Raw genomic sequence first — 22,133 nt, 5'->3', positions numbered from 1 at the left:
CGCACGCTGGTTCATCGGTCGCCGAGTCGCTGCCGTTGTCACAATCCCGTCCTTTCGCCGGCATCGGATGGAGGGCTCCGACCTGCGTCGCTAGGCTGGTCGCCGCTCTTCTGCATCCTTTGTAGCGAGGGCAATTGACTGTTCGGCAGACCTGTCATGTGGCCGCCCGAGGGCGGCCACATGAGCCGCATGAGGGGGGATGGAGTGGGGCAGCGTCCGAACGATCTGACACCGCATGCAAGCCCTCAGCACTACCTCGGTGCCGAGATGCGCGCCTGGCGCACGCACCGGGGCTTATCCCTGGGCAAGCTCAGCGGATCCATCCTGTTCAACGCCAGCTACATGGCCCGCGTCGAGCGCGGGGGCCAAGCCGCATCCGCCGATCTGGTCCGGGCGTACGACGACGCGCTCGGCGCGAGCGGGTCGCTGGTCCGGCTCCACGCCTCGATCCTCGAAGGGGTCAGCCTGGACGCCCTTCCCCGGGGGGATGTGGCTAATCGAGAGCCCCATGTGGCCAATGGCTCTGTGGCCCTGGCTGGCGAATCGGGCATTCAGGCACCGTCGGAGGAGGGGATGTCCGTCCCCGTACGTTCCGATGACGGAAGGATCATCTTCGTGTCGCTCTCCCGAAGGGCTCTGATCGGCGCGCTCGGCGCAGGCGCAGCCATAGCCGCAACCTCCGACCTCTCGGCTGCGGCGAGCCCCGCCCCACGCGCCGATCTCGTCGCATCCGGGGCCGACCCGATCGAGCTTCTCCAGGCCACCCGAAGAGTGCTGATCGACAACGACAACCTGTTCGGGCCCCACAAGGTGATACCGACCGTCCAGCAGCAGATCGCCGCCATCAAGGAGCTCCGGGCGGACCGCCGTGGAACCGACCGTCGGCAGCTCCTCCAGCTACAGACGCAGTACTCCGAACTCTGCGGCTGGCTCTACCAGGACCTCGGGGACTTCCGCGCCGCCCAGCACTGGATGCGGGAGGCGCTAGAGGCCTCGCACATGGCGGGGGACGACGAACTCACCACCTACATCCTGGCGCGCCGCAGCCAGCTGGCCGGGGACATGAACGACCCGATCGAGGCGGTGGACGTAGCCGAGGCGGCCGAGGACCGCGCCGCTCCGAGGAGCCGCTTGGCCGCCGTGGCCGCGACGTACGGGGCGCACGGCCACGCCCTGAGGAACGATCCCTTGTCAGCCCAGCGAGCGTACGAACACGCCCTGGAGCTCCACGCCGCCATGGACCCGGATCCGCGCTCCCCCTGGGGTGTGTGGCTGGACGCGGCGTACATCGACGTGCAGAGGGCGCACAGCCTCGCTGCGCTGGGCGACCACCGGGGCGCCGCCGAGGGCTTCCGGAACGCCATCGGTCGTCTGCCCGCCGGCTTCCACCGCGACCGAGGGGTGTACCTAGGGCGCGAGGCCGTCTCCCTGGCACGGGCGGGGGAGGCGGAGCAGGCGGCGACGGTCGGACTGCAAGCCCTCAGCATCGCGAAGGAGACCGGCTCGGACCGGATCTCGCGGGAGCTGGCCCAGCTCGACGGTGTTCTTGATCAATGGCGTACGGTCCCTGGCGTGACCGACTTCAAGGACTCGCTGACGGACGCCGTACTGCGCCAGGCCTGACCTGACTCCTCTGTACTGACCAGCGATCGAAGGAGAACCCCGATGCCCCGCCCGTACGTCCTGCTGAGCGTGGCCACGTCCGTGGACGGCTACATCGATGACACCAGCACCACGCGGCTCCTGCTGAGCAACAGCGAGGACTTCGACCGCGTTGACCAGGTGCGGGCCGAGTCGGACGCCATCCTGATCGGCGCAGGCACCATGCGGGCAGACAACCCGCGGCTGCTGGTGAACAGCGAGGAGCGGCGCGAGGCCCGGATGGCCGCGGGGAAGCCGGCCTACCCGCTCAAGGTGACCATCTCCGCGAGCGGGGACCTGGACGCCGACCTGAAGTTCTGGCACCACGGCGGGGAGAAGCTCGCCTACACCACGGACGCGGGCGAGGAGAAGCTCCGCGAGCGGCTTGCCGGCCTCGCGGACGTGGTCTCCACGGGCTCGACCATCGACTTCGGGGCCCTGCTGGACGACCTCGGCGCCCGCGGCATAGAGCGGCTGATGGTGGAGGGCGGAGGCCAGATCCACACGGCGTTCCTCTCCCAGGGCCTGGCCGATGAGATCCACCTCGCCATCGCTCCCCTGGTCGTCGGCGACCCGGGTGCCCCCCGCTTCCTGAACCCCGCCAGCTACCCGGGCGGTTCCACCCGCCGGATGCACCTCGCCGAGGCCACCACCATCGGCGATGTGGTCCTGCTCCGTTACCTGCCCAAGCAGGAGGGATCCGCGTGACGCACGCCGATGACGTGATGTGGATGGAGCGGGCCATCGAGCTCTCCCGCAAGTGCCCGCCGGCGGAGGGCGCGTTCTCGGTCGGCGCCATCATCGTGAGCGCCGAAGGCGAGGAGCTGGCCAACGGCTACTCCCGCGAGACGGACGCCCACGTCCACGCCGAGGAATCCGCCCTGGCCAAGCTCCCGGTGGACGACCCGCGTCTGGACGGCGCCACCATCTACAGCACCCTGGAGCCCTGCTCCGAACGCCGCTCCCGCCCCCTCACCTGCACGCAGCTGATCCTCCGCTCTCCGATCCGCCGAGTTGTTATCGCCTGGCGGGAGCCGAGCCTGCTGGTGGCTGACTGCGTGGGAGTTGAAACTCTTCGCGCCGAAGGTGTTGAGGTAACGGAACTCGCGACCCTGGCGGGCCAAGCCCGCACAGTAAACTCTCATCTGCTGCCCTGAGCTCAAATCCTCTGGGCGTTTAAGCTCAGTGCCCTGGAGTAGGGAGATTGGAACCACATTGCAGGATGGTGCGTGTTCAGACCCCGCCCCACGTTCCTTGCGTCGGACGATACGAACTTGCGGACTGGGTGGGGTTATCCCCGGGGCCTGTGGCGCTGGCTACTTCCTCCGAACACCTCAAAGTGGGCTAGGTCGATGCCTGAGTGGAGCCGGCAACCAGACATTTCTGCGCCAAGAACTTGATCAATTCAATGTCTGGCCCCATTATCTCGGCTTCGGCGGAGAACGGTAGGAGGCTTTCTGTGGCACCTCCGGAGTCTCCCTTGGTGTGTACTATTCGGCATCGAATGTCGTACGTCCGGTTGGCGACCTGACTCAAAAGATTCGCCCTTTTGTCTTGCAGTCCAATTGGGGCTGCACCCTTTACCGGATTTGATGCGAAATATTCGGCGAGGGAAGGGTTGCTGAGGATGAAGTCGCGGACGTCGGCCTCGTTCACGCAGCCACTGACCGTCGCTTGCAGCTGCTCGCGCTCGGTTCCGAAACCGCTGCCCTGCTGCGATGAAAGGGAGAGTAGTCTGCTGAGATGTTCGTCGTCGCCGGCATTGAATCTGGGATCTATCAGTTCTCGTCGGAGTTTGTCTAGTATGTCGCGTCGACTGTACGTGTGGAAGTAGTATTCGAGGACCTGATAGTAGGCGAGGTATTCCAGCAAGGGCGTCCCTTGTGCCGACCTCGCGTACCAGTACAAACTTAGAGGTTTCTCTGCGTAGCGATTTCGTGGAGACCTGATTGGCGAGTTTGAACCAGCGCCGACCGGGCGCCTGTATTGCCCTCGACGGGCAAAACGCGCTGGTGCGAGTCTGGGTGGTATGCCAAATCTCAGATCGAGCTCGAAGAATGATGCGTCTGAGATCCTCTTGAGGATTTCGAGTGCGTCGTCGTGGCGCTTAGATGTGATGTTGCTCAGGCGCAGGGTTATCATTCGATTACGGGACGCCGGGCGCGAAAACATCGAGTTGCGAGTGCTGAAGGCTTCGAATTTTTCGCTGCTGGAGCCAATTTCAATGCCGTGTAGATCGCCTTCGTTGGGTGTTAGTTGCAGAGTCCAATCGCCGTGGTTTCCATAGCTTAGAGATGCCTCATCGCTTGTGGGGTCGAATCCGTCGGTCTCGTGGCGTTCAACCCCGGGAAGTTCAAAATAGGAGGGCCATCTTGTCGGCCCGGGTGGGCCGAAGTGTACGATCGACGCTTCGATCATTTGAGTGTCTCTAAATAGGATTGCATCGAAGTCGCCGAGGAATGTTGCGCTTGAAATGTCGTATCTCAGAAGGGCGTGAGCCTGGAGCGGGAGTACGGGGAACTTGCGTTTCGCTCTTCCGTTTGGAAAGGAGAGGTGAAGGGAGGCTCTACCGGCGGGGGAAGTCCATTCGGCTTCGAGCCCGGCTTCGTCGCATCTCTTTTTCAGTTCGACTCGTGCATCGTCATCGGTCAGGGATGCCACGAGGTCAGACGTTGTCGGAATTGATTCTTCCATCTCCACCCCTATGAATGTGATTGCTTGACTCTACTAGTCATTCGCTATCCATGCACGGGATATGGATGTTGAGCTGGCCGGGGGCGCCGGAGCATGCCCGCAGGGCAGGAGGAACCGTCCCGTCGATCGACGAGTGGCTCACCGTCCGACCCTCTCGATAGAGGGTGCGGGGCGACATGCTTGCAGCCGAACTGGACCACGGTCTGGGCCGTGCCTGGGCCGTCGGAGGGCGCCCAGGCACGGCCCGCATTGACCAACTGCGACCTCTGAAACCCGGTTGGGCACAGGCTAGATGGTGCGGGCCGCAGGTGGCCCGTGCTCGGCGTGACTTCCTGCGCAACAAGAAGCAGGAGTGGGAGGAGTACCGCTCCGAGGTCACCGCCTTCGAGCTCCGGAAGAACCTGCCGGTGCTGTAGCGGATCCCGCGTCGTTCCTCCGGGCCCCGGTCTTCGACCGGGGCCCGGAGGTGTTTCAGGGCTTCGCGCAGGTGAGGGTGACCTGGTCGCTGCGGGCGGACAGGTTCGCGGACGGGACGTGCAGGGTCATGAAGACGCTCGGCGAGACGTTGTTCACGGACGCGGGGAAGGTGACCACCTTGAGGAGGGAGTGGCTCTGGGTGGTGCCCGTGAAGGTGACCGTGCCGGCGTCGATGGGGTCGGAGCTGGACGCGTACGTCCAGTGGTAGCGGACCTGGCCCTTGCCCGTCGCGGTGATCTTGCCGTCGAACTCGGCCCTGCTCGGCTTCGTGCAGTCGACGACCGTGCCCGGCTTGGTGAGGGTGATGACCTCGACCTTGGTGACCTGCACCTTGCCCTGCTGGCCGCGCGGCGGGGTCAGGCAGCCGATGCGGTGGCCCTTCGAGCTGACGCTGTACTTGCCGTAGCGGGCGCCCTGCTTGTCGAGGGTGCCCTCGTCGCCGACCCGGGTGCGCTGGCTGCCCTGCGGACCGTTGACGGTGACGGACTGGTTCGGCTCGAAGCCCTTCAGGACCAGGGTGTACGGGCCGCCCCCGCCCTTCCCGGTGGCGACCAGCTCGCACGAGGCGGCCGGCAGGGGTGCCGGGGCGGCCGGGGGTGCGAAGGCGACGGCGGCCGAGGTGAGGAGGAGCGGGGCGGCGAGGAGCGTGAGGTGGCGGTGCCGGTTCATCGTGCTGCCCTCCGTGGTGGGAAAGCCCTCGATGCTCCTCCCAGGATATCGGCGGGTCAGGCGGTCGGCGGGAGGACGGCCGGGTGCCAGGTGGGGTGGGCGGAGGCGGGGCGGGTGGTCGTGGTGTGGAGCAGGGCGTCCAGGCCCAGGACCGCCGTGGTCGTGGTGCCGGACGGGTCGAGGACGGCGGAGGGGGCGCCCGCGTACAGCATCCGGGACTCCGTCCAGGCGGGCGGTCCGCCCAGGGTGGTCGCGGCGACGGTGCCGGTGTCCGCGCGGCCCGTCACCGTGCGGCCCGCGACGCCGACCGCGCCGTAGCCCGCCCGGCCCCCGGACTCGGAGACGCTGGAGACCTGCGGGGCGCCCGCGCCCGCCGTGACGAGCGCGCTGCGGACCACCCCGGAGTCGGGGCGGCGGAAGTAGAGCCGGATGCCCGCGCCGTCCCGGGCCGCCGAGAGGGGGACCGTGGTGGCGGGGAGTCCGGTGGGGAACGGGCCGGCGAGCGGGGCGCCGGGGGCGGGCTGCGTCCAGGCCAGGACGGACTTCGTGGTGCTGGCGTAGACGTGGCGCCGGCCGGCGGAGTCCACCGCCGTGACGGGGTCGCTCTGGAGGTCCTCGCCGCCCAGCCGCTGCCAGTCGGTAAAGGCCCCCGAAGCCTGCTGGACGCGGGCGCGCAGGGTGCGGCGGGTGTCGCGGAGGTAGACGGTGAGGCGGCCCTCGGTGTCGACGGCGGCCGAGGGGGCGCTGATGGCCGAGGTGCCGGAGTCGTCGTCCGGCTCCGGGGTGCCGAGCGGGATCCACGCCCCGAACGGGCCGTCGGGCGCGGACTGGACCGCGTACACCACCTCGCGCCCGTAGTCGGCGGGGCGGGGCCCGAGCGTGGTGCGGGTGGCGAGGACGGCGACGCGGCCGTCGGGGAGGCGGGCGGTGGTGGCGCCGGGGTCGATGCCGGTGCCGGGGAGCAGCGCGGGCCCGGTCCAGGCGCCGGCCGGGTCGCGGTTCCAGACGGCCATCCGGCCGTCCAGCGCGGCGAAGGCCCAGAGCCGGCCGGGGGTGCCCTCGGTGAGCCAGGCGGAGGTGTCGGCGCGTGCGTAGCGCAGCGACTGCGCCCAGTGGCGGCCGGTGGGGCTGCCCGCCACCTTGCGGTCGCCGCAGCCGGAGGGGGAGCCGCCGCAGTAGTCGGCCCGGTCCTGCCAGGCGTACGTCCTCAGGAAGCCGGTCTTCGTCTCGGCGGTCTGCGGGTCCAGCGCGTGCGGGAGGGTGCCGTTGTGGTAGCCGAGGTAGTTCTGGACGGAGAAGCGGGGCCGGTCCGCGACCCGCTCGGCGTACAGGGCGGTGGCGGCCTGCACGAAGCGGGCCCCGTACATGTGGTCCTGGTGGTCGGTGTACTTGCCGGTGTCCGCGTACCGGTTGGGCGTCGGGTCCTGCATCCGTATCGTCGTCGGCCGGTACCGCTCCAGGATCCCGGCTATCGACTGGACCACCTGGTCCTTGGTGTACGAGAACTGCTGCTTGACCGGGGTGCCCGTGGTGAGCTGCGACTCCAGCGCCGGTATCCGCCCGTTCCACAGGCCGCGCAGGCTGTCCGGGTTCTCGGCGGCCGGGTTGCGGGCCTCGCGCAGCTGGAACCAGACCAGGTTGACCTGCGGGCGGGCGACGAGGACGTCGAGCTCGGCCTGTCCGCCGCCGGCGGTGGGTATGACCGTGCGCTTCCACGCGCTGGTGCGGTCCCCGGTGGCCATCTGGGCGTAGGCGGAGCGTATGCCGTTCTGCCGGGCCTCCGCGTACTGGGCGCGGTCGGCGGGCTGCTCCGGGTCCTTGGCCTCGCCGCCGCGCGCCTCGTTGCGGCCGTCGGCCTCGCCGGAGGTGAGGTAGGCGGTGGTGACGGGGAGCCCGGCGAGCAGGGAGCGGCTGAGGTCGGGGTTCATGAAGAACAGGTCGTCGTCGGGGTGCGCGACGATCTGGACGACGGTGCCGGACGTGGTGCTCGCGGGGAGGGCGGCGGCCGGGTTCTTCCCCTCGCCGGTCTCGGCCGCGGTCTGCTGGCCGGAGGCGAGGGAGAGGACACCGGAGGCGCCCACGGTGAGCATGGGCAGCACGGCCGCGAGGAGGAAGCGGCGGCGGGAAAGGGGCATGGTCACGGCCTCTTGAGGTCGCTTCGGGCAGGAAGAAGCGCTGTGCAGTCACTGAGAGGCCGAATCGGGGGAGTTGGTTCACCGAATTCGCCGATGACGCGCGCTTTTCCGAGAACGACCGGATGTGATGGTGCCCCGCGCAGGTCCCGCCGGGGGCGAACCGTCCGGATCGTGGACCCCGTTGGCGCCCGGGCCGACGGGGCTCAGGACGAGGGCGCGGGCGCCGTGCCCGTGTTGCGGGGTCCCACCGGCTGCCACGGCGCGAGGTGCGCGTCGGAGTCGTCCGCCGAGGAGGTCACGTACAGCCGTGCGTCGAGGCCGACCACGGCCAGGCTGACCAGGTTCTTCCCGGTCATCGTGCTGGACGGGGCCCCGACGAACATCAGCGGCGAGCGCTGCCACGCCCCGTCGGGGCCGACGTCGGAGCCGAGCTGCCCGCCCGAGGAGCGGCCGGCCAGGACGTGCCCGCTCGCCGTCACCGGGCCGAAGCCCTGGAGCCCGCCCAGGTCCGTCAGGTTGGTCACCTTCAGGCCACCGTCGGCGGTCACCAGCGCGGAGCGCACGTTGCCCGAGCCCGGCTTGCGGAACAGCAGCCGCACGCCGCCCTCGCGCCCCTGCGCCGTCAGCGGGAGCGTGGTGTCCGGCAGTCCGGTGGGGGTGGCCGGGCCGAGCGGGGCGCCCGGTTCCGGCTGCGCCCAGGCGGTGACCGTCTTCGTGGTGGCGGCGAAGACCATCCGCCGCCCGGCCGCGTCGGTCGCGGTGGCCGGGGTGCCGTGCAGGTCGGAGCCGCCGAGGCTGTCCCAGGGGCCCCACTCCCCGTCGGGGCGCTGGACGCGGCCGCGCAGGGTGGCGGCGCCGTCGCGCACGTACACGGCGAGCGCGCCGGTGCCGTCGACGGAGACGGCGGGGGCGCTGATGTCGGAGGTCCAGGTGTCGTCGGCGCCCTCCGGGGTGCCGAGGGACTGCCAGGGGCCGAACTCGCCGGAGCCGGGGGCGTGCTGGACCGCGTACACGACCTCGCGCCGGTAGTCGGCCGGCTTGTCGCCGAAGGAGGTGCGGGTGCCGAAGGCGGCGATCCGGCCGTCCTTCAGGGTGACGGTGGATATGCCCTGGTCCATCCCGGTTCCGGGGAGCAGGCGGGGGCCGGTCCAGCTGCCGATGAGGCCGCTGCGGTGCCAGACGGCGACCTGGCCGTCGAGCACCTTGAAGGCCCACAGGCCGTGGTCGCCGTCGGAGGCCAGCCATGAGGTGCTGGTGCCGCGCGCGTAGTTGACGGTCTGCGTCCAGCGGTTGCCCGAGGGGCGGTCGGCGACCTTCAGGTCGCCGCAGCCGGCCTCGCTGCCGCAGTGGTTCTGCTGGTCGAGCCAGGCGTAGGTGTCCAGGATGTCCAGCTTCTCCTTGGCCTCGCCGGGGTCGAGGGTGCTGGGGAGCGAGCCGTTGAAGTAGCCGATGTAGTTCTGCACGGTGAAGTGCGGGCGGTCCTTGACCTCTTCCGCGTAGGCGGCGGTGGCGAGCTGCGCGAACCGGGCGCCGTAGAAGTGGTCCTGGTGGTCCGTGTACCGCTTGGTGTCCGGGAAGCGGCCGGGGGTCGGGTCCTGGGCGCGGATGGTGGTGGGCCGGTACCGCTCCAGGATTCCCTCGATGGTCCGGACGACCTGGTCCTTGGTGTACGTGAACCCGTGCCGGACCGGGGAGCCGGAGGCGAGTACCGACTCCAGGTGCGGGACGCGGCCGTCCCACAGGCCGTGGAGGCTGTCGGGGACGTCGGCGTAGACGTTGCCGGCCTCGCGGAGCTGGAGCCAGACGAGGTTGACCTCGGGCTTGGCGACGAGGATGTCGACCTCGGCGTGTCCGCCGCCCTTGGTCGGGACCACCGTGCGCTTCCAGGCGCTGGTGCGGTCGCCGGTGGCCATCTTGGCGTAGGCGGCGCGGATGCCGTTCTGGCGGGCCTCGGCGTACGCGGGCTTGTCGGGCGGGGTGGAGGCGTGCTTGGCGGCGCCGGCGTTGATGCCGTCGGCTTCGCCGGAGGTGAGGTAGACGGTGGTGACGGGGTGGCCGGCGGCTATGGAGTACCGCAGGTCCGGGTTCATGAAGTACAGGTCGTCGTCGGGGTGGGCGACGATCTGGAGCACCCGGCCGGGGTCGGGGGCGTCCACGGCGGTGGCCGTGGTGGCCCTGGAGTCGGCGGTGGTGGGTGTGCCGAGGGCGGCGAGGGCCTCGTTGCCGCGGATCATGAGCATGCTGCCGGCGACGGTGGCGGCGACGAAGCCGACGGCCTTGACGACCTTCCGCGCGGTGGGGTGGCCCCCGGCCGGACGGGCGGCCGCAGCCGGCCGGGCCGTCGCCGCGACGGCCCCGCCCGCGGGGGTTTCCGCAGCCGGGCCGGGCCCCTCCGCCGGGCCGGGCCCCTCCGCAGCCGGACCGGGCTCCTCCGCCGCGGTCCCGGGCTCCGCAGCCGCCGCGGTCCCGCGCTCCGCCGCCGCGTCGGTGCCGTCCTCCGGGGCCTCGGGGAGGGCGGAGGACGCGCGCTGCTGGGGGACGCGTGCAGGCCCGGTCGAGGGGAGGTCGGGTTCTGGCGAGGGGGACGGCGTCGCGGCGGAGCGGACGGGTCCGTCGGACATGGGGGCTCCTCGCGGCCGGTCGGGTGGGGACCGGGCCCCCTCAGGCATAGATCTACAAGTAAGCAGATAATCCGATAATCCGCCTCATGATATCGGCCACGGTGCCCGGTGAGTCGAACGCCTGCTCCGGCTAGGCTCGCCCCCAGGCCGGCCAGACCCACCGGCGGGCGCGAGACACTCGGGAGGCGGCGGGATGACAGTCCCGGGACGCAGGAGCAGCACGTTCATCAGGCTGCTGCGCAGCGGGTTCACCGACCCCACGCACGCCGCCCGGCTCCTCGACGCCGACGCGCTGGCCGCCGTACGCGCCGACCCGGTCCTCCTCGACGCCCTCGGCGCCACCGCCGACCCCGACCTCGCCCTCCACGGCCTGGTCCGCCTCGCAGAGGCCCAGCCGCCCGAGGAGCTGCCCCTGCTCCTCGACACCCTCGTCAGCGCCAAACCCCTGCGCGACCGGCTCCTCGGCGTGCTCGGCGCCTCCGAAGCCCTCGCCGACCACCTCACCCGCCACCCCCGCGACTGGCAGGCCCTCGTCACCTACGAGGCCGCCGACCTGCACCCCGGGCTCGCCGAGTTCGAGCAGGGCCTCGCCGACGCCCACGACCCCGTCGCGCTGCGCATCGCCTACCGCCGCTGCCTGCTCTCCATCGCCGCCCGCGACGTCTGCGGCACCACCGACGTCGCCCAGACCGCCGCCGAACTCGCCGACCTCGCCACCGCCACCCTGCGCGCGGCCCTGCGCATGGCGACCGCCGCCGCCCCCGAGGACGCCGTCCAGTGCCGCCTCGCCGTCATCGCCATGGGCAAGTGCGGGGGCAACGAGCTCAACTACGTCTCCGACGTCGACGTGATCTTCGTCGGGGAGGCCGTCGGCGGGGCGGAGGAGCACAAGGCGCTCCAGGCCGCCACCCGCCTCGCCTCCCACCTGATGCGGATCTGCTCGGAGACCACCGTCGAGGGCAGCATCTGGCCCGTCGACGCCAACCTCCGCCCCGAGGGCCGCAACGGCCCCCTCGTCCGTACCCTCTCCTCCCACCTCGCCTACTACCAGCGCTGGGCCAAGACCTGGGAGTTCCAGGCCCTCCTCAAGGCCCGCGCCGTCGCCGGCGACCCCGACCTGGGGGCCCAGTACGTCGAGGCCATAACGCCCCTGGTCTGGCAGGCCGCCGAACGCGAGAACTTCGTCGCCGACGTCCAGAAGATGCGCCGCCGCGTCGTCGACAACATCCCCGCCGCCCAGGTCGACCGGGAACTCAAGCTCGGCCCCGGCGGCCTGCGCGACGTCGAGTTCGCCGTCCAGCTGCTCCAGCTCGTCCACGGCCGCACCGACGCCACCCTGCACTCCGGCACCACCCTCGACGCCCTGCACGCCCTCGCCGCGGGCGGCTACGTCGGCCGCGCCGACGCCGCCCAGCTGCACGACGCGTACCGCTTCCTGCGCGCCATGGAGCACCGCATCCAGCTCTACCGGCTGCGCCGCACCCACCTCGTCCCCGAGGACGACGCCGACCTGCGCCGCCTCGGCCGCTCCATGGGCCTGCGCACCGAACCCGTCGCCGAACTCAACAAGGCCTGGCGCCGGCACGCCTCCGTCGTGCGCCGCCTCCACGAGAAGCTCTTCTACCGGCCCCTGCTCGACGCCGTCGCCCAGCTCGCCCCCGGCGAGACCCGGCTCTCCCCCCGCGCCGCCGGCCAGCGCCTCGAAGCCCTCGGCTACGCCGACCCGGCCTCCGCCCTGCGCCACCTGGAGGCCCTCGCCTCCGGCGTCAGCCGCAAGGCCGCCATCCAGCGCACCCTGCTGCCGGTCCTCCTCGGCTGGTTCGCCGACTCCGCCGACCCGGACGCCGGACTCCTGGGCTTCCGCAAGGTCTCCGACGCCCTCGGCAAGACCCCCTGGTACCTGCGCCTGCTGCGCGACGAGGGAGCCGCCGCCGAGAACCTCGCCCGCGTGCTCTCCGCCGGACGCCTCGCCCCCGACCTCCTCATGCGCGCGCCCGAGGCCGTCGCCCTGCTCGGCGACCCCGAAGGCCTCCAGCCCCGTACGCACGAGGCCCTCGAACAGGAGGTGCTCGCCGCCGTCGGCCGCGCCGACAGCGGGGAAGCCGCCGTCGCCGCCGCCCGAGGGGTCCGCCGCCGCGAACTCTTCCGCACCGCCGCCGCCGACATCATCGCCTCCTACGGCACCGAGGACAGCCCCGCCGAGAAGGACTGCGGCGCCCTCGTCGACCGCGTCGGCGACGCCGTCTCCGAGCTCACCGCCGCCACCATCGCCGGAGCCCTGCGCGCCGCCGTGCGCGACCACTGGGGCGAGACCCTGCCCACCCGCTTCGCCGTCATCGGCGTCGGCCGCTTCGGCGGCCACGAGCTGGGCTACGGCTCCGACGCCGACGTCCTCTTCGTCCACGAACCCCGCGAGGGCGTCGACGAACAGGAGGCCGCCAAGGCGGCCCAGACCGTCATCGCCGAGATGCGCAGGCTGCTCCAGCTGCCCACCGCGGACCCGCCGCTGCTCATCGACGCCGACCTGCGTCCTGAGGGCCGCTCCGGACCCCTCGTACGCACCCTGGCCTCCTACGCCGCGTACTACCGGCGCTGGTCCCTGACCTGGGAGAGCCAGGCCCTGCTGCGCGCCGAGCCCGTCGCCGGCGATCTCGACCTCGGCAGCCGCTTCATCGAGCTGATCGACCCGCTGCGCTACCCCGTCGAAGGCCTCGGCGAGGACGCCGTCCGCGAGATCCGCCGCCTCAAGGCCCGCATGGAGTCCGAACGCCTGCCGCGCGGCGCGGACCCCACCCTGCACACCAAGCTGGGCCGCGGCGGGCTGAGCGACGTCGAGTGGACCGTCCAGCTGCTCCAGATGCGGCACGCCTGGGCCGAACCGGGCCTGCGCACCACCCGTACCCGCCAGGCCTTGGCCGCCGCCCACGCCGCCGGGCTGATCCCGACCGAGGAGGCGCAGATCCTCGACGAGGCCTGGGTACTCGCCACCCGCGTCCGCAACGCCGTCATGCTGGTCCGCGGCCGGGCCGGCGACACCTTCCCCTCGGACGCCCGCGAACTGGCCGCCGTAGGCCGCTACCTGGGCTACCCGGAGGGCCGCGTCGGCGAGATGCTGGAGGAGTACCGGCGCACGACCCGCCGCGCCCGCGCGGTGGTGGACGACCTCTTCTACGGGTCGTAGGCCCGGCCCCGACGCGGGCGGGGCCCCGGTGCGGGGCCCCGGTGCGGGCCGGCCGCCCCCGCCGGGGGGCGGCCGGCCGCGGCCGCCTTACGCCTCCGCCGCCCGGCGGTAGGTGGAGACGTGGACGCCGGTGCCGGTGGTGACCGTCGAGGCCAGCTCGAACGTGCGCAGCACGCCGTCGTCCGGGAAGAGCTTCTTGCCGCCGCCGAGCAGCACCGGCATGATCATCAGCCGGAGTTCGTCGACCAGGTCCTCGGCCAGCAGGGTCCGTGCGAGCGAGGCGCTGCCCATGACCACCAGGTCGCGTCCCTCGCCCTCGCGGAGCTTGCGGATCCGCGCGAGGGCCTCGTCGGCCGGGATGAGCGTGGTGTTGTTCCACGTCAGGTCGGACTCGCCGAGGGTGTCGGACACGACGTACTTCGCGACGGCGTTCATGTGGTCGGAGAAGGGGTCGCCGGTCCGCCCCGGCCACGCCCCGGCCATGACCTGCCAGGTGCGGCGCCCGAACAGCAGGGCGTCGGTGGCGGCGGCCCATTCGGCCATCGCCCCGCCCATCACCTCCGGGTCGAAGAACGGGTGCGTCCACCCGCCGTGGGCGAAGCCCCCGTCGGTGTCCTCCTCCGGGCCACCTGGTGCCTGGACGACTCCGTCCAGGCTGATGAACTCACCCAGCACGATGCGCATGGGAATGCCTCGCTTCCTGATCCCTCGGGTGCGTGTGTGACAGGGGAAAGCTATGGAGCGTTCAGGCTCCAGGCAATCGAAAGAACCTCTCAAGTGACCCAAGATGCTGGTCAGATGGCGAAAATCGTTGCAACGGATCTGCACTGAACGCAAGTCCGCGGCGGGCAGGTCATTGCAATGAATGCAGGTGAACGCACGCCCCTACCCCAGCAGGGTCCGCGCGTGCGCCAGGAACGCCTCCAGGGCCATGTCGAAGGCCGCGTCCGCGCGGCGCGGGCCGACGCTCGCCAGCGCGGAGGCCAGCAGCGGAGTCCGCTCCGAGGGCTCCCACATGGCCTCCGGGGCGGCCAGGTCCAGCGCCGAGCCCAGGACCAGGTTCTCCAGGCCCGTCAGCAGCGGCATCACCTGCGGCTCGGCGAACCCGGCCGCACGCAGCAGACCCACCGCCCGCTCGTAGTGCGCCAGCACCTTCGGGGCCCGGACCGGGGTGGTCATCAGCAGCGGGATCGCGCGCGGATAGGCGGCGAACGCCGACCGGTACGAGCGGGCCCACTCCTCCAGCGCCCGGTCCCACGGTGAGCCCGCCAGCGTGGAATCGTCGATCGCGGAGCACACCCGCTCCCGTATCAGCTCCACCACGCCCGCCCGGCCGTCCACGTGGTGGTACAGGGAAGCCGTCTGCACCCCCAGCGCCCGGGCCACCTGGGGAACGCTGAACTCGCCCTGCTCCGCCACCAGTTGCAGGGCGGCGGCAGCGATCCGCTCCCGGTCGATCAGGGGGGTGCGTGGCCGTGCCATCGGTTCTCTCCCGCGGTGAGGTCTTCCCGTACGCCAGAACCGGAGGCTACATTGCCGCGAACCGAAAGCCTTTAGGTTTCTCTGCCTCCCCAGCAGAAGGGCCCCGCCATGCCCGCAGCACCCGAGCCCTCACCCGCGCCCGCAGCACCCGAGCCCTCACCCGCGCCCGCCTCACCCGCGCCCGACGCGGCCCCGGCCGCCCCCGACCTGCGCCGCGCCGCCCTCGGCACCGCCGACATCTCCTTCTTCGTCGTCTCCGCCGCCGCCCCCCTCACCGTCATGGCCGGCGTCGCCCCCATCGCGATCCTCCTCGGCGGCACCGGCGCCCCCGCCGGCTACCTCCTCGCCGGCATCACCCTCGCCGTCTTCGCCGTCGGCTTCACCACCATGAGCCGCCACGTCCGCAGCGGCGGCGCCTTCTACGCCTACATCACCCGCGGCCTCGGCAAGCGCGTCGGCATCGGCGCCGCCCTCCTCGCCCTCATCGGCTACAACGGCATGGAGATCGGCGTCTACGGACTCCTCGGCACCACCACCGCCGACACCGGCCGCGCCCTCGCCGGGACCGACACCCCCTGGCTGCCCGTCTCCCTCGCCGGCCTCCTCCTCATCTGGTACGGCGGCTACCGCTCCATCGACTTCGGCGCGAAACTCCTCGGCGTCCTCCTCGTCGCCGAAACCGGGATACTCGTCCTCCTCGCCGCCGGAGTGCTGGTCAAGGGCGGGGCCCACGGGCTCTCCGCCGGGTCCTTCGCCCCCGGCGCCGTCCTCGTCCCCGGCACCGCCGCCGTCCTCGCCTTCGCCTTCGCCGCCTTCACCGGCTTCGAATCCACCGTCATCTACCGCCGCGAAGCCCGCGACCCCGACCGCACCATCCCCCGCGCCACCTACATCGCCGTCGCCTTCCTCGGCCTCTTCTACGCCTTCACCGTCTGGACCGTCATCCAGGCCTTCGGCACCGAGGAAGTCGTCAAGGCCGCCGCCGACGACCCCGGCGGCCTCTTCTTCACCGCCATCACCACCTACGTCGGCTCCTGGGCGGCCGACCTGATGCACCTCTTTCATCGTCACCAGCGTCATCGCCTCCCTCCTCGCCTTCCACAACGCCATCAACCGCTACGCCCTCGCCCTCGCCGAAGAGGGCGTCCTGCCCGCCGCCCTCGGCCGCGTGCACCCCCGCCACCGCTCCCCGTACGTGGCCGGAGCCGTCCAGACCGCGCTCGGCGCCGTCGTCGTCCTCGGCTTCGCCCTCGCCGGAGCCGACCCCTACCAGCAGCTCCTGCTCTGGGTGAACACCCCCGGCATGATCGGCCTCATGGCACTGATGCTGCTGACCGCGATCGCCGTACCCGTCTACTTCCGCCGCACCGCCCACGCGGAAGGACCCTGGCGCACCCTCGTCGCACCCGTCACCGCCGCGGTACTGCTCACCGCCGCCATCGGCCTGGTCATCTCCAAGGTCGACCTCTTCACGGCGGCCTCCACCACCGTCAACACCGTCCTCGTCGCCCTCGTACCCGCCGTCTTCCTCGCCGGCCTCGCCCTCGCCCAGCGGCTCAAGACCCGCCGCCCCGACGTCTACGCCCGCTTCGCCGAAGAGCCCGCAACCGAAGGAGAACACCCGCCGTGCCCGCTGCCGACACCGTCCTCACCGGAGCCCGCGTCCGCACCCTCGACCCCGCACGCCCCGAAGCCCGCGCGGTAGCCCTGCGCGGCGGCGAGATCACCGCCGTCGGAGACGAGGACGACGTACGCGACTGGCGCGGCCCCGGCACCCAGGTCCTCGACCTCGGCGGCGCCACCCTCACCCCCGGCCTCACCGACGCCCACAGCCACCCCGTCTGGGGCGTCGAAATGGCCACCGGCACCGACCTCTCGGCCGTCCGGGACCTCGACCAGCTGCGCGCCGCCCTGCGCACCGCCGCCCGCACCGGCGGCTGGGTCCTCGGCTTCGGCCTCGACCACAACGCCTTCGGCGGCCGCCCCGTCGACCGGGACCTCGTCGAGGACGTCCTCGACGGCACCCCCGCCTTCCTGCGCCTCTACGACGGCCACTCCGCCCTCGCCACCGGCCCCGCCCTGGCCGCCGCCGGCGTCACCGGCCCGCGCGCCTTCGCCCAGCGCTCCGAGATCGTCTGCGACGCCGACGGCCGCCCCACCGGGCACCTCGTCGAACACGCGGCGATGTCCCTCGTCGGCGCCCTCGCCCCCAAGCCCGGACCCGCCGAGCGGCGCACCCGCCTCCTCGCCCTCCTCGACGCCATGGCCGCCACCGGCCTCACCGGCGCCCACGTCATGGACCTCGGAGACGGAGACGTACCCGCCCTCCTCGCCACCGTCGAGTACGAGACGGACCTGCCGCTGCGGCTGCGCCTGGCCCCCTGGTGCATGCCCGGCACCGACGACGCCGCCCTGGAGGAGCTGATCGCCCTCCAGGGCGTGCACGGACGCCACTGGCGGGTCGGCGGCGTCAAGTTCTTCATGGACGGCACCGTCGAGGGAGGCACCGCCTGGCTGGAGCACGCCGACTGCCACGGCCAGGGCACCGACGCCTTCTGGCCCGACCCCCGCGCGTACGCGCGGGCCGTACGCGTCCTCGACGCGGCCGGGGTCCGCACCGCCACCCACGCCATCGGCGACGCCGCCGTCCGGCACGTCCTGGACACGGTCGCCGCCCTCGGCGAAGGGGCCCGCATGCGGCACCGCATCGAACACATCGAGACCGTCCCCGACGACCAGCTCAAGCGCTTCGCCGAACTCGGGGTCATCGCCTCCATGCAGCCCCCGCACACCGCCTACACCCGGGCCGACCACACCGACGAGTGGTCCCGGCGGCTCGGCGACGAACGGGCCGGCCGCGCCTGGCGCTGCCGGGACCTGCGCGACGCGGGCGCGGTCCTCGCCCTCGGCTCCGACTGGCCCATCGCCCACCACGACGCCCGCCAGGTCCTCGCCACCGCCCTGAGCCCCCGCGGCGCCGCGTCCGGCGGCCGGACCCTCACCGGGCTGATGGCACTGGAGGGCATGACCTCCCACGCGGCCCTCGCGGCGGGCGAGCAGGCCGTCGCGGGCCGGATCGCCCCGGGCTTCCGCGCGGACCTGACGGCCCTCGCCCTCGACCCGGTCACGACCCCCGCCGACGAACTCGCGGAGACCCCGGTACGCCTGACCGTGTCAGGCGGCCGCATCACCCACCGCGACGGGATCTGACGGGCCGGGTCCCGGGGCCTGCCGCAAACCCCCGGCTGCCCCGCGCCGCCCGGCCCTAGGCCCGGCGGAAGCGGGTCAGCAGCTCCGACGCCGGGTGCGGACCGGTGTGCACCGGCCGGCGCGGCAGCCGGTGCGGCAGCGATCCGTACCAGGCGCGGGAGACGAAGTACCCGAAGGCCAGGCACAGCACGCCGCCGACGGCGTCGAGCCAGAAGTGGTTGGCGGTGGCCACGATCACGACCAGGGTCGCCGCCGGGTACAGCAGCCCCAGGATCCGCGCCCACGGCGCGGAGGCCACCGCGAAGATCGTCAGCCCGCACCACAGCGACCACCCGATGTGCATGGAGGGCATCGCCGCGTACTGGTTCGACATGTGCTTGAGGTTCCCCGAGGCCATCGAGCCCCAGGTGTGGTGCACCAGCACGGTGTCGATGAAGCGCTCCCCGTTCATCAGCCGGGGCGGCGCCAGCGGGTAGAAGTAGTAGCCGACCAGGGCGACGCCCGTGGTGGCGAAGAGGACGAGACGGGTGGCGGCGTAGCGCCCCGGATGGAAACGGTAGATCCACACCAGCACGCCGATGGTCACGATGAAGTGCAGCGTCGCGTAGTAGTAGTTCATGCCCACGATCAGCCACGTCACGGAGTTCACGGCGTGGTTGACGGACTGCTCCACGGCGATGCCGAGTCCCCGCTCCACGGACCAGATCCAGTCCGCGTTCGCGAGCGCCGCCGCCTTCTGCTCGGGCACGGCGTTGCGGATCAGCGAGTACGTCCAGTAGCTGACGGCGATCAGCAGGATCTCGAACCAGATCCGCGGCCGCCGCGGGGCCCGCAGCCGGGTCAGGAGCGCGCGGTCCGGCTCCGGACGGGCCTCGTGCTCCACCGCGATGGGTGACGAGACGTCCGTCCGGGTTTCCAGTGTCTTCACGCTCGCTTCACCCATGGGGAGAGAGTCTGCCAGATGACTTCCCGCCTTCGATCATCCCTCGGGACGGTCTTCGGCGCCTCCGCTCAGCCTCACGGACTACCCGCGAACCCCTAGGGGGTACGCCGCTGCGCCGGCCCCGAGGCCGTCGAGCCGCGCACCACCAGTTCCGGGAGGAACACGAACTCGCTGTGCGGGGCCGGCGTACCGCCGATCTCCTCCAGCAGGGTCCGCACCGCCGCCTGACCCATGGCGTGCACCGGCTGCCGGATCGTGGTCAGCGGGGGATCGGTGAACGCTATGAGGGGGGAGTCGTCGAAGCCGACCACCGACACGTCCTGCGGCACCCGCAGCCCCTGCTGCCGGGCCGCCCTGATCGCGCCCAGCGCCATCATGTCGCTCGCGCACACCACCGCCGTGCAGCCCCGCCCGATGAGCGCGGCCGCCGCGGCCTGGCCGCCCTCCAGGGTGTAGAGGGAGTGCTGGACCAGCTCCTCCACCTCGGCCTCGCCGACCCCCAGCCGCTCCCGCATCGCCACGCGGAAGCCCTCGATCTTGCGGAGCACCGGCACGAACCGCTTCGGTCCGACCGCGAGCCCGATCCGGGTGTGCCCCAGCGCCGTCAGGTGGGTCACGGCGAGCTGCATCGCGGCCCGGTCGTCGGGGGAGACGAAGGGGGCCCGCACCTTGTCGGAGAAGCCGTTGATCAGGACGTACGGGACGCCCTGGCCGCGCAGTTGGTCGTAGCGGCCCATGTCGGCGGTGGTGTCGGCGTGCAGTCCGGAGACGAAGATGATCCCGGAGACCCCCCGGTCCACCAGCATCTCGGTCAGTTCGTCCTCGGTGGACCCGCCGGGCGTCTGGGTGGCCAGCACCGGCGTGTACCCCTGCCGGGTCAGGGCCTGGCCGATGACCTGCGCCAGTGCCGGGAAGATGGGGTTGTCCAGCTCGGGGGTTATCAGCCCGACGAGGCCCGCGCTGCGCTGCCGCAGCCGCACGGGCCGCTCGTAGCCGAGCACGTCGAGCGCGGCCAGCACGGACTCGCGGGTGCCCGCGGCCACGCCGGGCTTGCCGTTGAGCACGCGGCTGACTGTGGCTTCGCTGACCCCCGCCTGGGCTGCGATGTCGGCTAGCCGTGCGGTCACGGGATGGGACTGTACCGGTAGCGGGCTCACAAAGCCCACCACGTGCACGAATCCGCGGGAAGACGGACCGTACGGCCGTCCGTCTCCACCGGGGCGCTGGACAGCACCGGCCGGCCGGGGGAGGGGAGCTCGACGGGGGTCGGCCGGGTGTTGAGGGTGCAGGCGAAGCCGGGGCGGGTGAAGAGGAGAACGCCCTCGGGCGCGGGTCGCCAGCGCATGCCCCGGGTGAACACCGCGGGCCCCGCCCCCGTCCCGGGCCACTCCTCGGGACAGCCGCCCTGCCCCGCCTCGGGCGCGCCCAGGCCGGGGATGGCCCGGCGCAGCTCCAGGGCGGCGCGGTACAGCTCCAGCGTGGAGTGCGGGTCGCCGGTCTGCGCGGCGACGCTCAGCCCCGCCCAGCCGGCGGGCTGCGGCAGCCAGCTGCCGCCGGGGCCGAAGCCGTACGGGGGCTCGTCGCCGGACCACGGGATCGGCACCCGGCACCCGTCGCGCAGCCCGTCCTGCCCCTCGGCGTCCGCCCCGGCCGCGGCCTCCGCGGCGGGGCCGGCCGCCGCCGTGCCCCCGGACCGTTCCGCGTCCCGGCGCCGCCCGCGGCGGAACGCCGGGTCCTGGCGGGCCGCGTCCGGGAGGTCCGTCACCTCCGGCAGGCCGAGCTCCTCGCCCTGGTAGACGTACGCGGACCCGGGCAGCGCCAGCATCAGCAGCGCCGCCGCCCGCGCCCGGGCCAGACCCCGCGCCCCGCCCCCGTACCGCGTGACGTGCCGGACGACGTCGTGGTTGGACAGCACCCAGGTGGTGGGGGCGCCCACGGAGGCGGTGGCGGCCAGGGACTCGTCGATGACGGTCCGCATCGCGGCCGGGTCCCAGGGGCAGTTCAGGAACCGGAAGTTGAAGGCCTGGTGCATTTCGTCGGGCCGGACGTACAGCGCGAGCCGCTCCGAGGTCGGCGCCCAGGCCTCCGCGACCCCGATCCGCCGGCCCTCGTACCCGTCGAGCAGCCGCCGCCAGGCGCGGTGGATGGCGTGCACCCCGTCCTGGTCGAAGAAGGGCAGCGGCTCGGTGCCGATCAGCGTGGCCTGCGCGCCCCGGCCGATGTCCGGCAGGCCCGGGGCCTTGACCATCCCGTGCGCCACGTCCACCCGGAAGCCGTCCACCCCCAGGTCGAGCCAGAAGCGCAGCACCGAGGCGAACTCCTCCGCGACCTCCGGATTCTCCCAGTTCAGATCGGGCTGCTCGGGGGCGAAGAGGTGCAGGTACCAGTCGCCGTCCGGGACCCGGGTCCAGGCCGGACCCCCGAAGACCGACTCCCAGTCGTTGGGCGGCAGCGCCCCGCCCGCCCCGCGCCCCGGGCGGAACAGGTACCGCTCGCGGGCACCGGGCACGCCCGCGAGGGCCTCCCGGAACCAGGGGTGGGCCTCGGAGGTGTGGTTCGGCACCACGTCGACGATCACCCGCAGGCCCAGCGCGTGCGCGGACCGGACCAGGTCGTCGGCGTCGGCGAGGTCGCCGAAGAGGGGGTCGACGGCCCGGTAGTCGGCGACGTCGTAGCCGCCGTCCGCCTGCGGGGACACGTAGAAGGGGGTCAGCCACACGGCGTCCACGCCCAGCCGGGCCAGGTGCGGGAGCCGCTCGCGCACCCCGCGCAGGTCTCCGACGCCGTCGCCGTCGCTGTCGGCGAAGGAGCGGACGTACACCTGGTAGATGACGGCATCGCGCCACCAGCCCCCGCTCACGGTCGGGCTGCTGGAAGGGTTGCTGGAAGCTCTTGCAAGCGGGAGGGCCGTCAACTCGTGGTTCATGACCGAGTCAACGCGCGTACACGCCCCGTGGTTGCGGGCCTGCGCAATCGAAGCGGACTCGAACTAACAGCAAGCTGCGGCAACCGTAGGGACACACGGATGTAACGATCAGCTCCGCTTGCAGAAAATTGCCGCAAGGCCTTTCCGTCGGCTT

At 72.0% G+C, this 22,133-nt stretch carries 14 protein-coding genes and 2 pseudogenes; 7 read left to right on the top strand and 9 right to left on the bottom strand.

Annotated features, from left to right (window positions below):
- Positions 1-180: 180 nt before the first annotated feature.
- The 3 genes from AC069X_RS13255 to AC069X_RS13245 are packed head-to-tail and all read left to right on the top strand — an operon-like array spanning position 181 to position 2,798.
- Positions 181-1,623 (top strand): helix-turn-helix domain-containing protein, encoded by a 1,443-nt coding sequence (locus AC069X_RS13255; protein WP_478728072.1) that lies wholly within the window; start codon positions 181-183, stop codon positions 1,621-1,623.
- A gap of 42 nt (positions 1,624-1,665) precedes the next feature.
- A complete protein-coding gene (locus AC069X_RS13250) occupies positions 1,666-2,349 on the top strand; it encodes a RibD family protein (protein ID WP_478728070.1) in 684 nt (227 codons plus the stop codon).
- Complete coding sequence (locus AC069X_RS13245) at positions 2,346-2,798, top strand: cytidine/deoxycytidylate deaminase family protein (protein WP_478728068.1); 453 nt, start codon at positions 2,346-2,348, stop codon at positions 2,796-2,798. The genes AC069X_RS13250 and AC069X_RS13245 overlap by 4 nt, the downstream gene beginning before the upstream one ends.
- Before the next feature lie 187 nt (positions 2,799-2,985).
- Here the strand turns inward: AC069X_RS13245 and AC069X_RS13240 are convergent, their stop codons facing one another.
- Complete coding sequence (locus tag AC069X_RS13240) at positions 2,986-4,341, bottom strand: hypothetical protein (protein WP_478728066.1); 1,356 nt, start codon at positions 4,339-4,341, stop codon at positions 2,986-2,988.
- Positions 4,342-4,664: 323 nt separating this feature from the next.
- Here AC069X_RS13240 and AC069X_RS13235 point away from each other — a divergent pair.
- A pseudogene (locus AC069X_RS13235) lies at positions 4,665-4,751 on the top strand (glutamine synthetase); the annotation flags it as partial.
- Positions 4,752-4,806: 55 nt separating this feature from the next.
- Here the strand turns inward: AC069X_RS13235 and AC069X_RS13230 are convergent.
- The 3 genes from AC069X_RS13230 to AC069X_RS13220 form a co-directional block, all read right to left on the bottom strand.
- Positions 4,807-5,481, bottom strand: a complete 675-nt coding sequence (locus AC069X_RS13230) for a hypothetical protein (RefSeq protein ID WP_478728064.1) — start codon at positions 5,479-5,481, stop codon at positions 4,807-4,809.
- A gap of 56 nt (positions 5,482-5,537) precedes the next feature.
- Entirely contained in the window at positions 5,538-7,616 is a 2,079-nt protein-coding gene (locus AC069X_RS13225; protein WP_478728063.1) for a PIG-L family deacetylase, read from the bottom strand.
- 203 nt (positions 7,617-7,819) lie between these two features.
- Positions 7,820-10,237 (bottom strand): PIG-L family deacetylase, encoded by a 2,418-nt coding sequence (locus AC069X_RS13220; protein ID WP_478728061.1) that lies wholly within the window; start codon positions 10,235-10,237, stop codon positions 7,820-7,822.
- A 193-nt stretch (positions 10,238-10,430) separates the two neighbouring features.
- On the opposite strand from AC069X_RS13220, the gene AC069X_RS13215 reads away from it, so the two are divergent.
- Entirely contained in the window at positions 10,431-13,418 is a 2,988-nt protein-coding gene (locus AC069X_RS13215) for a bifunctional [glutamine synthetase] adenylyltransferase/[glutamine synthetase]-adenylyl-L-tyrosine phosphorylase (RefSeq protein ID WP_478728059.1), read from the top strand.
- Between the two features lie 87 nt (positions 13,419-13,505).
- Here AC069X_RS13215 and AC069X_RS13210 read toward each other — a convergent pair whose 3' ends face one another.
- Positions 13,506-14,102, bottom strand: coding sequence for a dihydrofolate reductase family protein (locus AC069X_RS13210; RefSeq protein ID WP_478728057.1), 597 nt, complete (start codon positions 14,100-14,102; stop codon positions 13,506-13,508).
- A gap of 201 nt (positions 14,103-14,303) precedes the next feature.
- Positions 14,304-14,900, bottom strand: coding sequence for a TetR/AcrR family transcriptional regulator (locus AC069X_RS13205; RefSeq protein WP_478728055.1), 597 nt, complete (start codon positions 14,898-14,900; stop codon positions 14,304-14,306).
- A gap of 108 nt (positions 14,901-15,008) precedes the next feature.
- On the opposite strand from AC069X_RS13205, the pseudogene AC069X_RS13200 reads away from it, so the two are divergent.
- Both AC069X_RS13200 and AC069X_RS13195 read left to right on the top strand, forming a co-directional pair.
- Positions 15,009-16,605 (top strand): annotated as a pseudogene (locus AC069X_RS13200) (APC family permease).
- Positions 16,527-18,110, top strand: a complete 1,584-nt coding sequence (locus tag AC069X_RS13195; protein WP_478728053.1) for an amidohydrolase — start codon at positions 16,527-16,529, stop codon at positions 18,108-18,110. The pseudogene AC069X_RS13200 and the gene AC069X_RS13195 overlap by 79 nt, the downstream one beginning before the upstream one ends.
- A gap of 55 nt (positions 18,111-18,165) precedes the next feature.
- Here the strand turns inward: AC069X_RS13195 and AC069X_RS13190 are convergent, their stop codons facing one another.
- The 3 genes from AC069X_RS13190 to AC069X_RS13180 all read right to left on the bottom strand — a co-directional run bounded on the left by AC069X_RS13190 (position 18,166) and on the right by AC069X_RS13180 (position 21,979).
- The gene (locus AC069X_RS13190; protein WP_478728051.1) at positions 18,166-19,053 is read right to left on the bottom strand and encodes a phosphatase PAP2 family protein; all 888 of its coding nucleotides are present in this window, start codon (positions 19,051-19,053) and stop codon (positions 18,166-18,168) included.
- 95 nt (positions 19,054-19,148) lie between these two features.
- Positions 19,149-20,180: a LacI family DNA-binding transcriptional regulator gene (locus AC069X_RS13185; RefSeq protein WP_478728049.1), complete on the bottom strand. Its 1,032-nt coding sequence runs from the start codon at positions 20,178-20,180 to the stop codon at positions 19,149-19,151.
- A 26-nt stretch (positions 20,181-20,206) separates the two neighbouring features.
- Positions 20,207-21,979, bottom strand: coding sequence for a glycoside hydrolase family 13 protein (locus AC069X_RS13180; protein WP_478728047.1), 1,773 nt, complete (start codon positions 21,977-21,979; stop codon positions 20,207-20,209).
- Between the last annotated feature and the right edge of the window lie 154 nt (positions 21,980-22,133).

The sequence above is a fragment of the Streptomyces sp. NPDC043896 genome (assembly GCF_056435605.1).
The sequence above is the reverse complement of the archived record's forward strand: the minus strand, read 5'-3'. Positions and strand labels throughout refer to the sequence as shown.

Bases quoted from the DNA above. Each gene is read 5' to 3' on its own strand.
- AC069X_RS13255 (WP_478728072.1), top strand. From the start codon at position 181: ATGAGCCGCATGAGGGGGGATGGAGTGGGGCAGCGTCCGAACGATCTG.
- AC069X_RS13250 (WP_478728070.1), top strand. From the start codon at position 1,666: ATGCCCCGCCCGTACGTCCTGCTGAGCGTGGCCACGTCCGTGGACGGC.
- AC069X_RS13230 (WP_478728064.1), bottom strand. From the start codon at position 5,481: ATGAACCGGCACCGCCACCTCACGCTCCTCGCCGCCCCGCTCCTCCTC.
- AC069X_RS13225 (WP_478728063.1), bottom strand. From the start codon at position 7,616: ATGCCCCTTTCCCGCCGCCGCTTCCTCCTCGCGGCCGTGCTGCCCATG.
- AC069X_RS13220 (WP_478728061.1), bottom strand. From the start codon at position 10,237: ATGTCCGACGGACCCGTCCGCTCCGCCGCGACGCCGTCCCCCTCGCCA.
- AC069X_RS13215 (WP_478728059.1), top strand. From the start codon at position 10,431: ATGACAGTCCCGGGACGCAGGAGCAGCACGTTCATCAGGCTGCTGCGC.
- AC069X_RS13210 (WP_478728057.1), bottom strand. From the start codon at position 14,102: ATGCGCATCGTGCTGGGTGAGTTCATCAGCCTGGACGGAGTCGTCCAG.
- AC069X_RS13205 (WP_478728055.1), bottom strand. From the start codon at position 14,900: ATGGCACGGCCACGCACCCCCCTGATCGACCGGGAGCGGATCGCTGCC.
- AC069X_RS13190 (WP_478728051.1), bottom strand. From the start codon at position 19,053: ATGGGTGAAGCGAGCGTGAAGACACTGGAAACCCGGACGGACGTCTCG.
- AC069X_RS13180 (WP_478728047.1), bottom strand. From the start codon at position 21,979: ATGAACCACGAGTTGACGGCCCTCCCGCTTGCAAGAGCTTCCAGCAAC.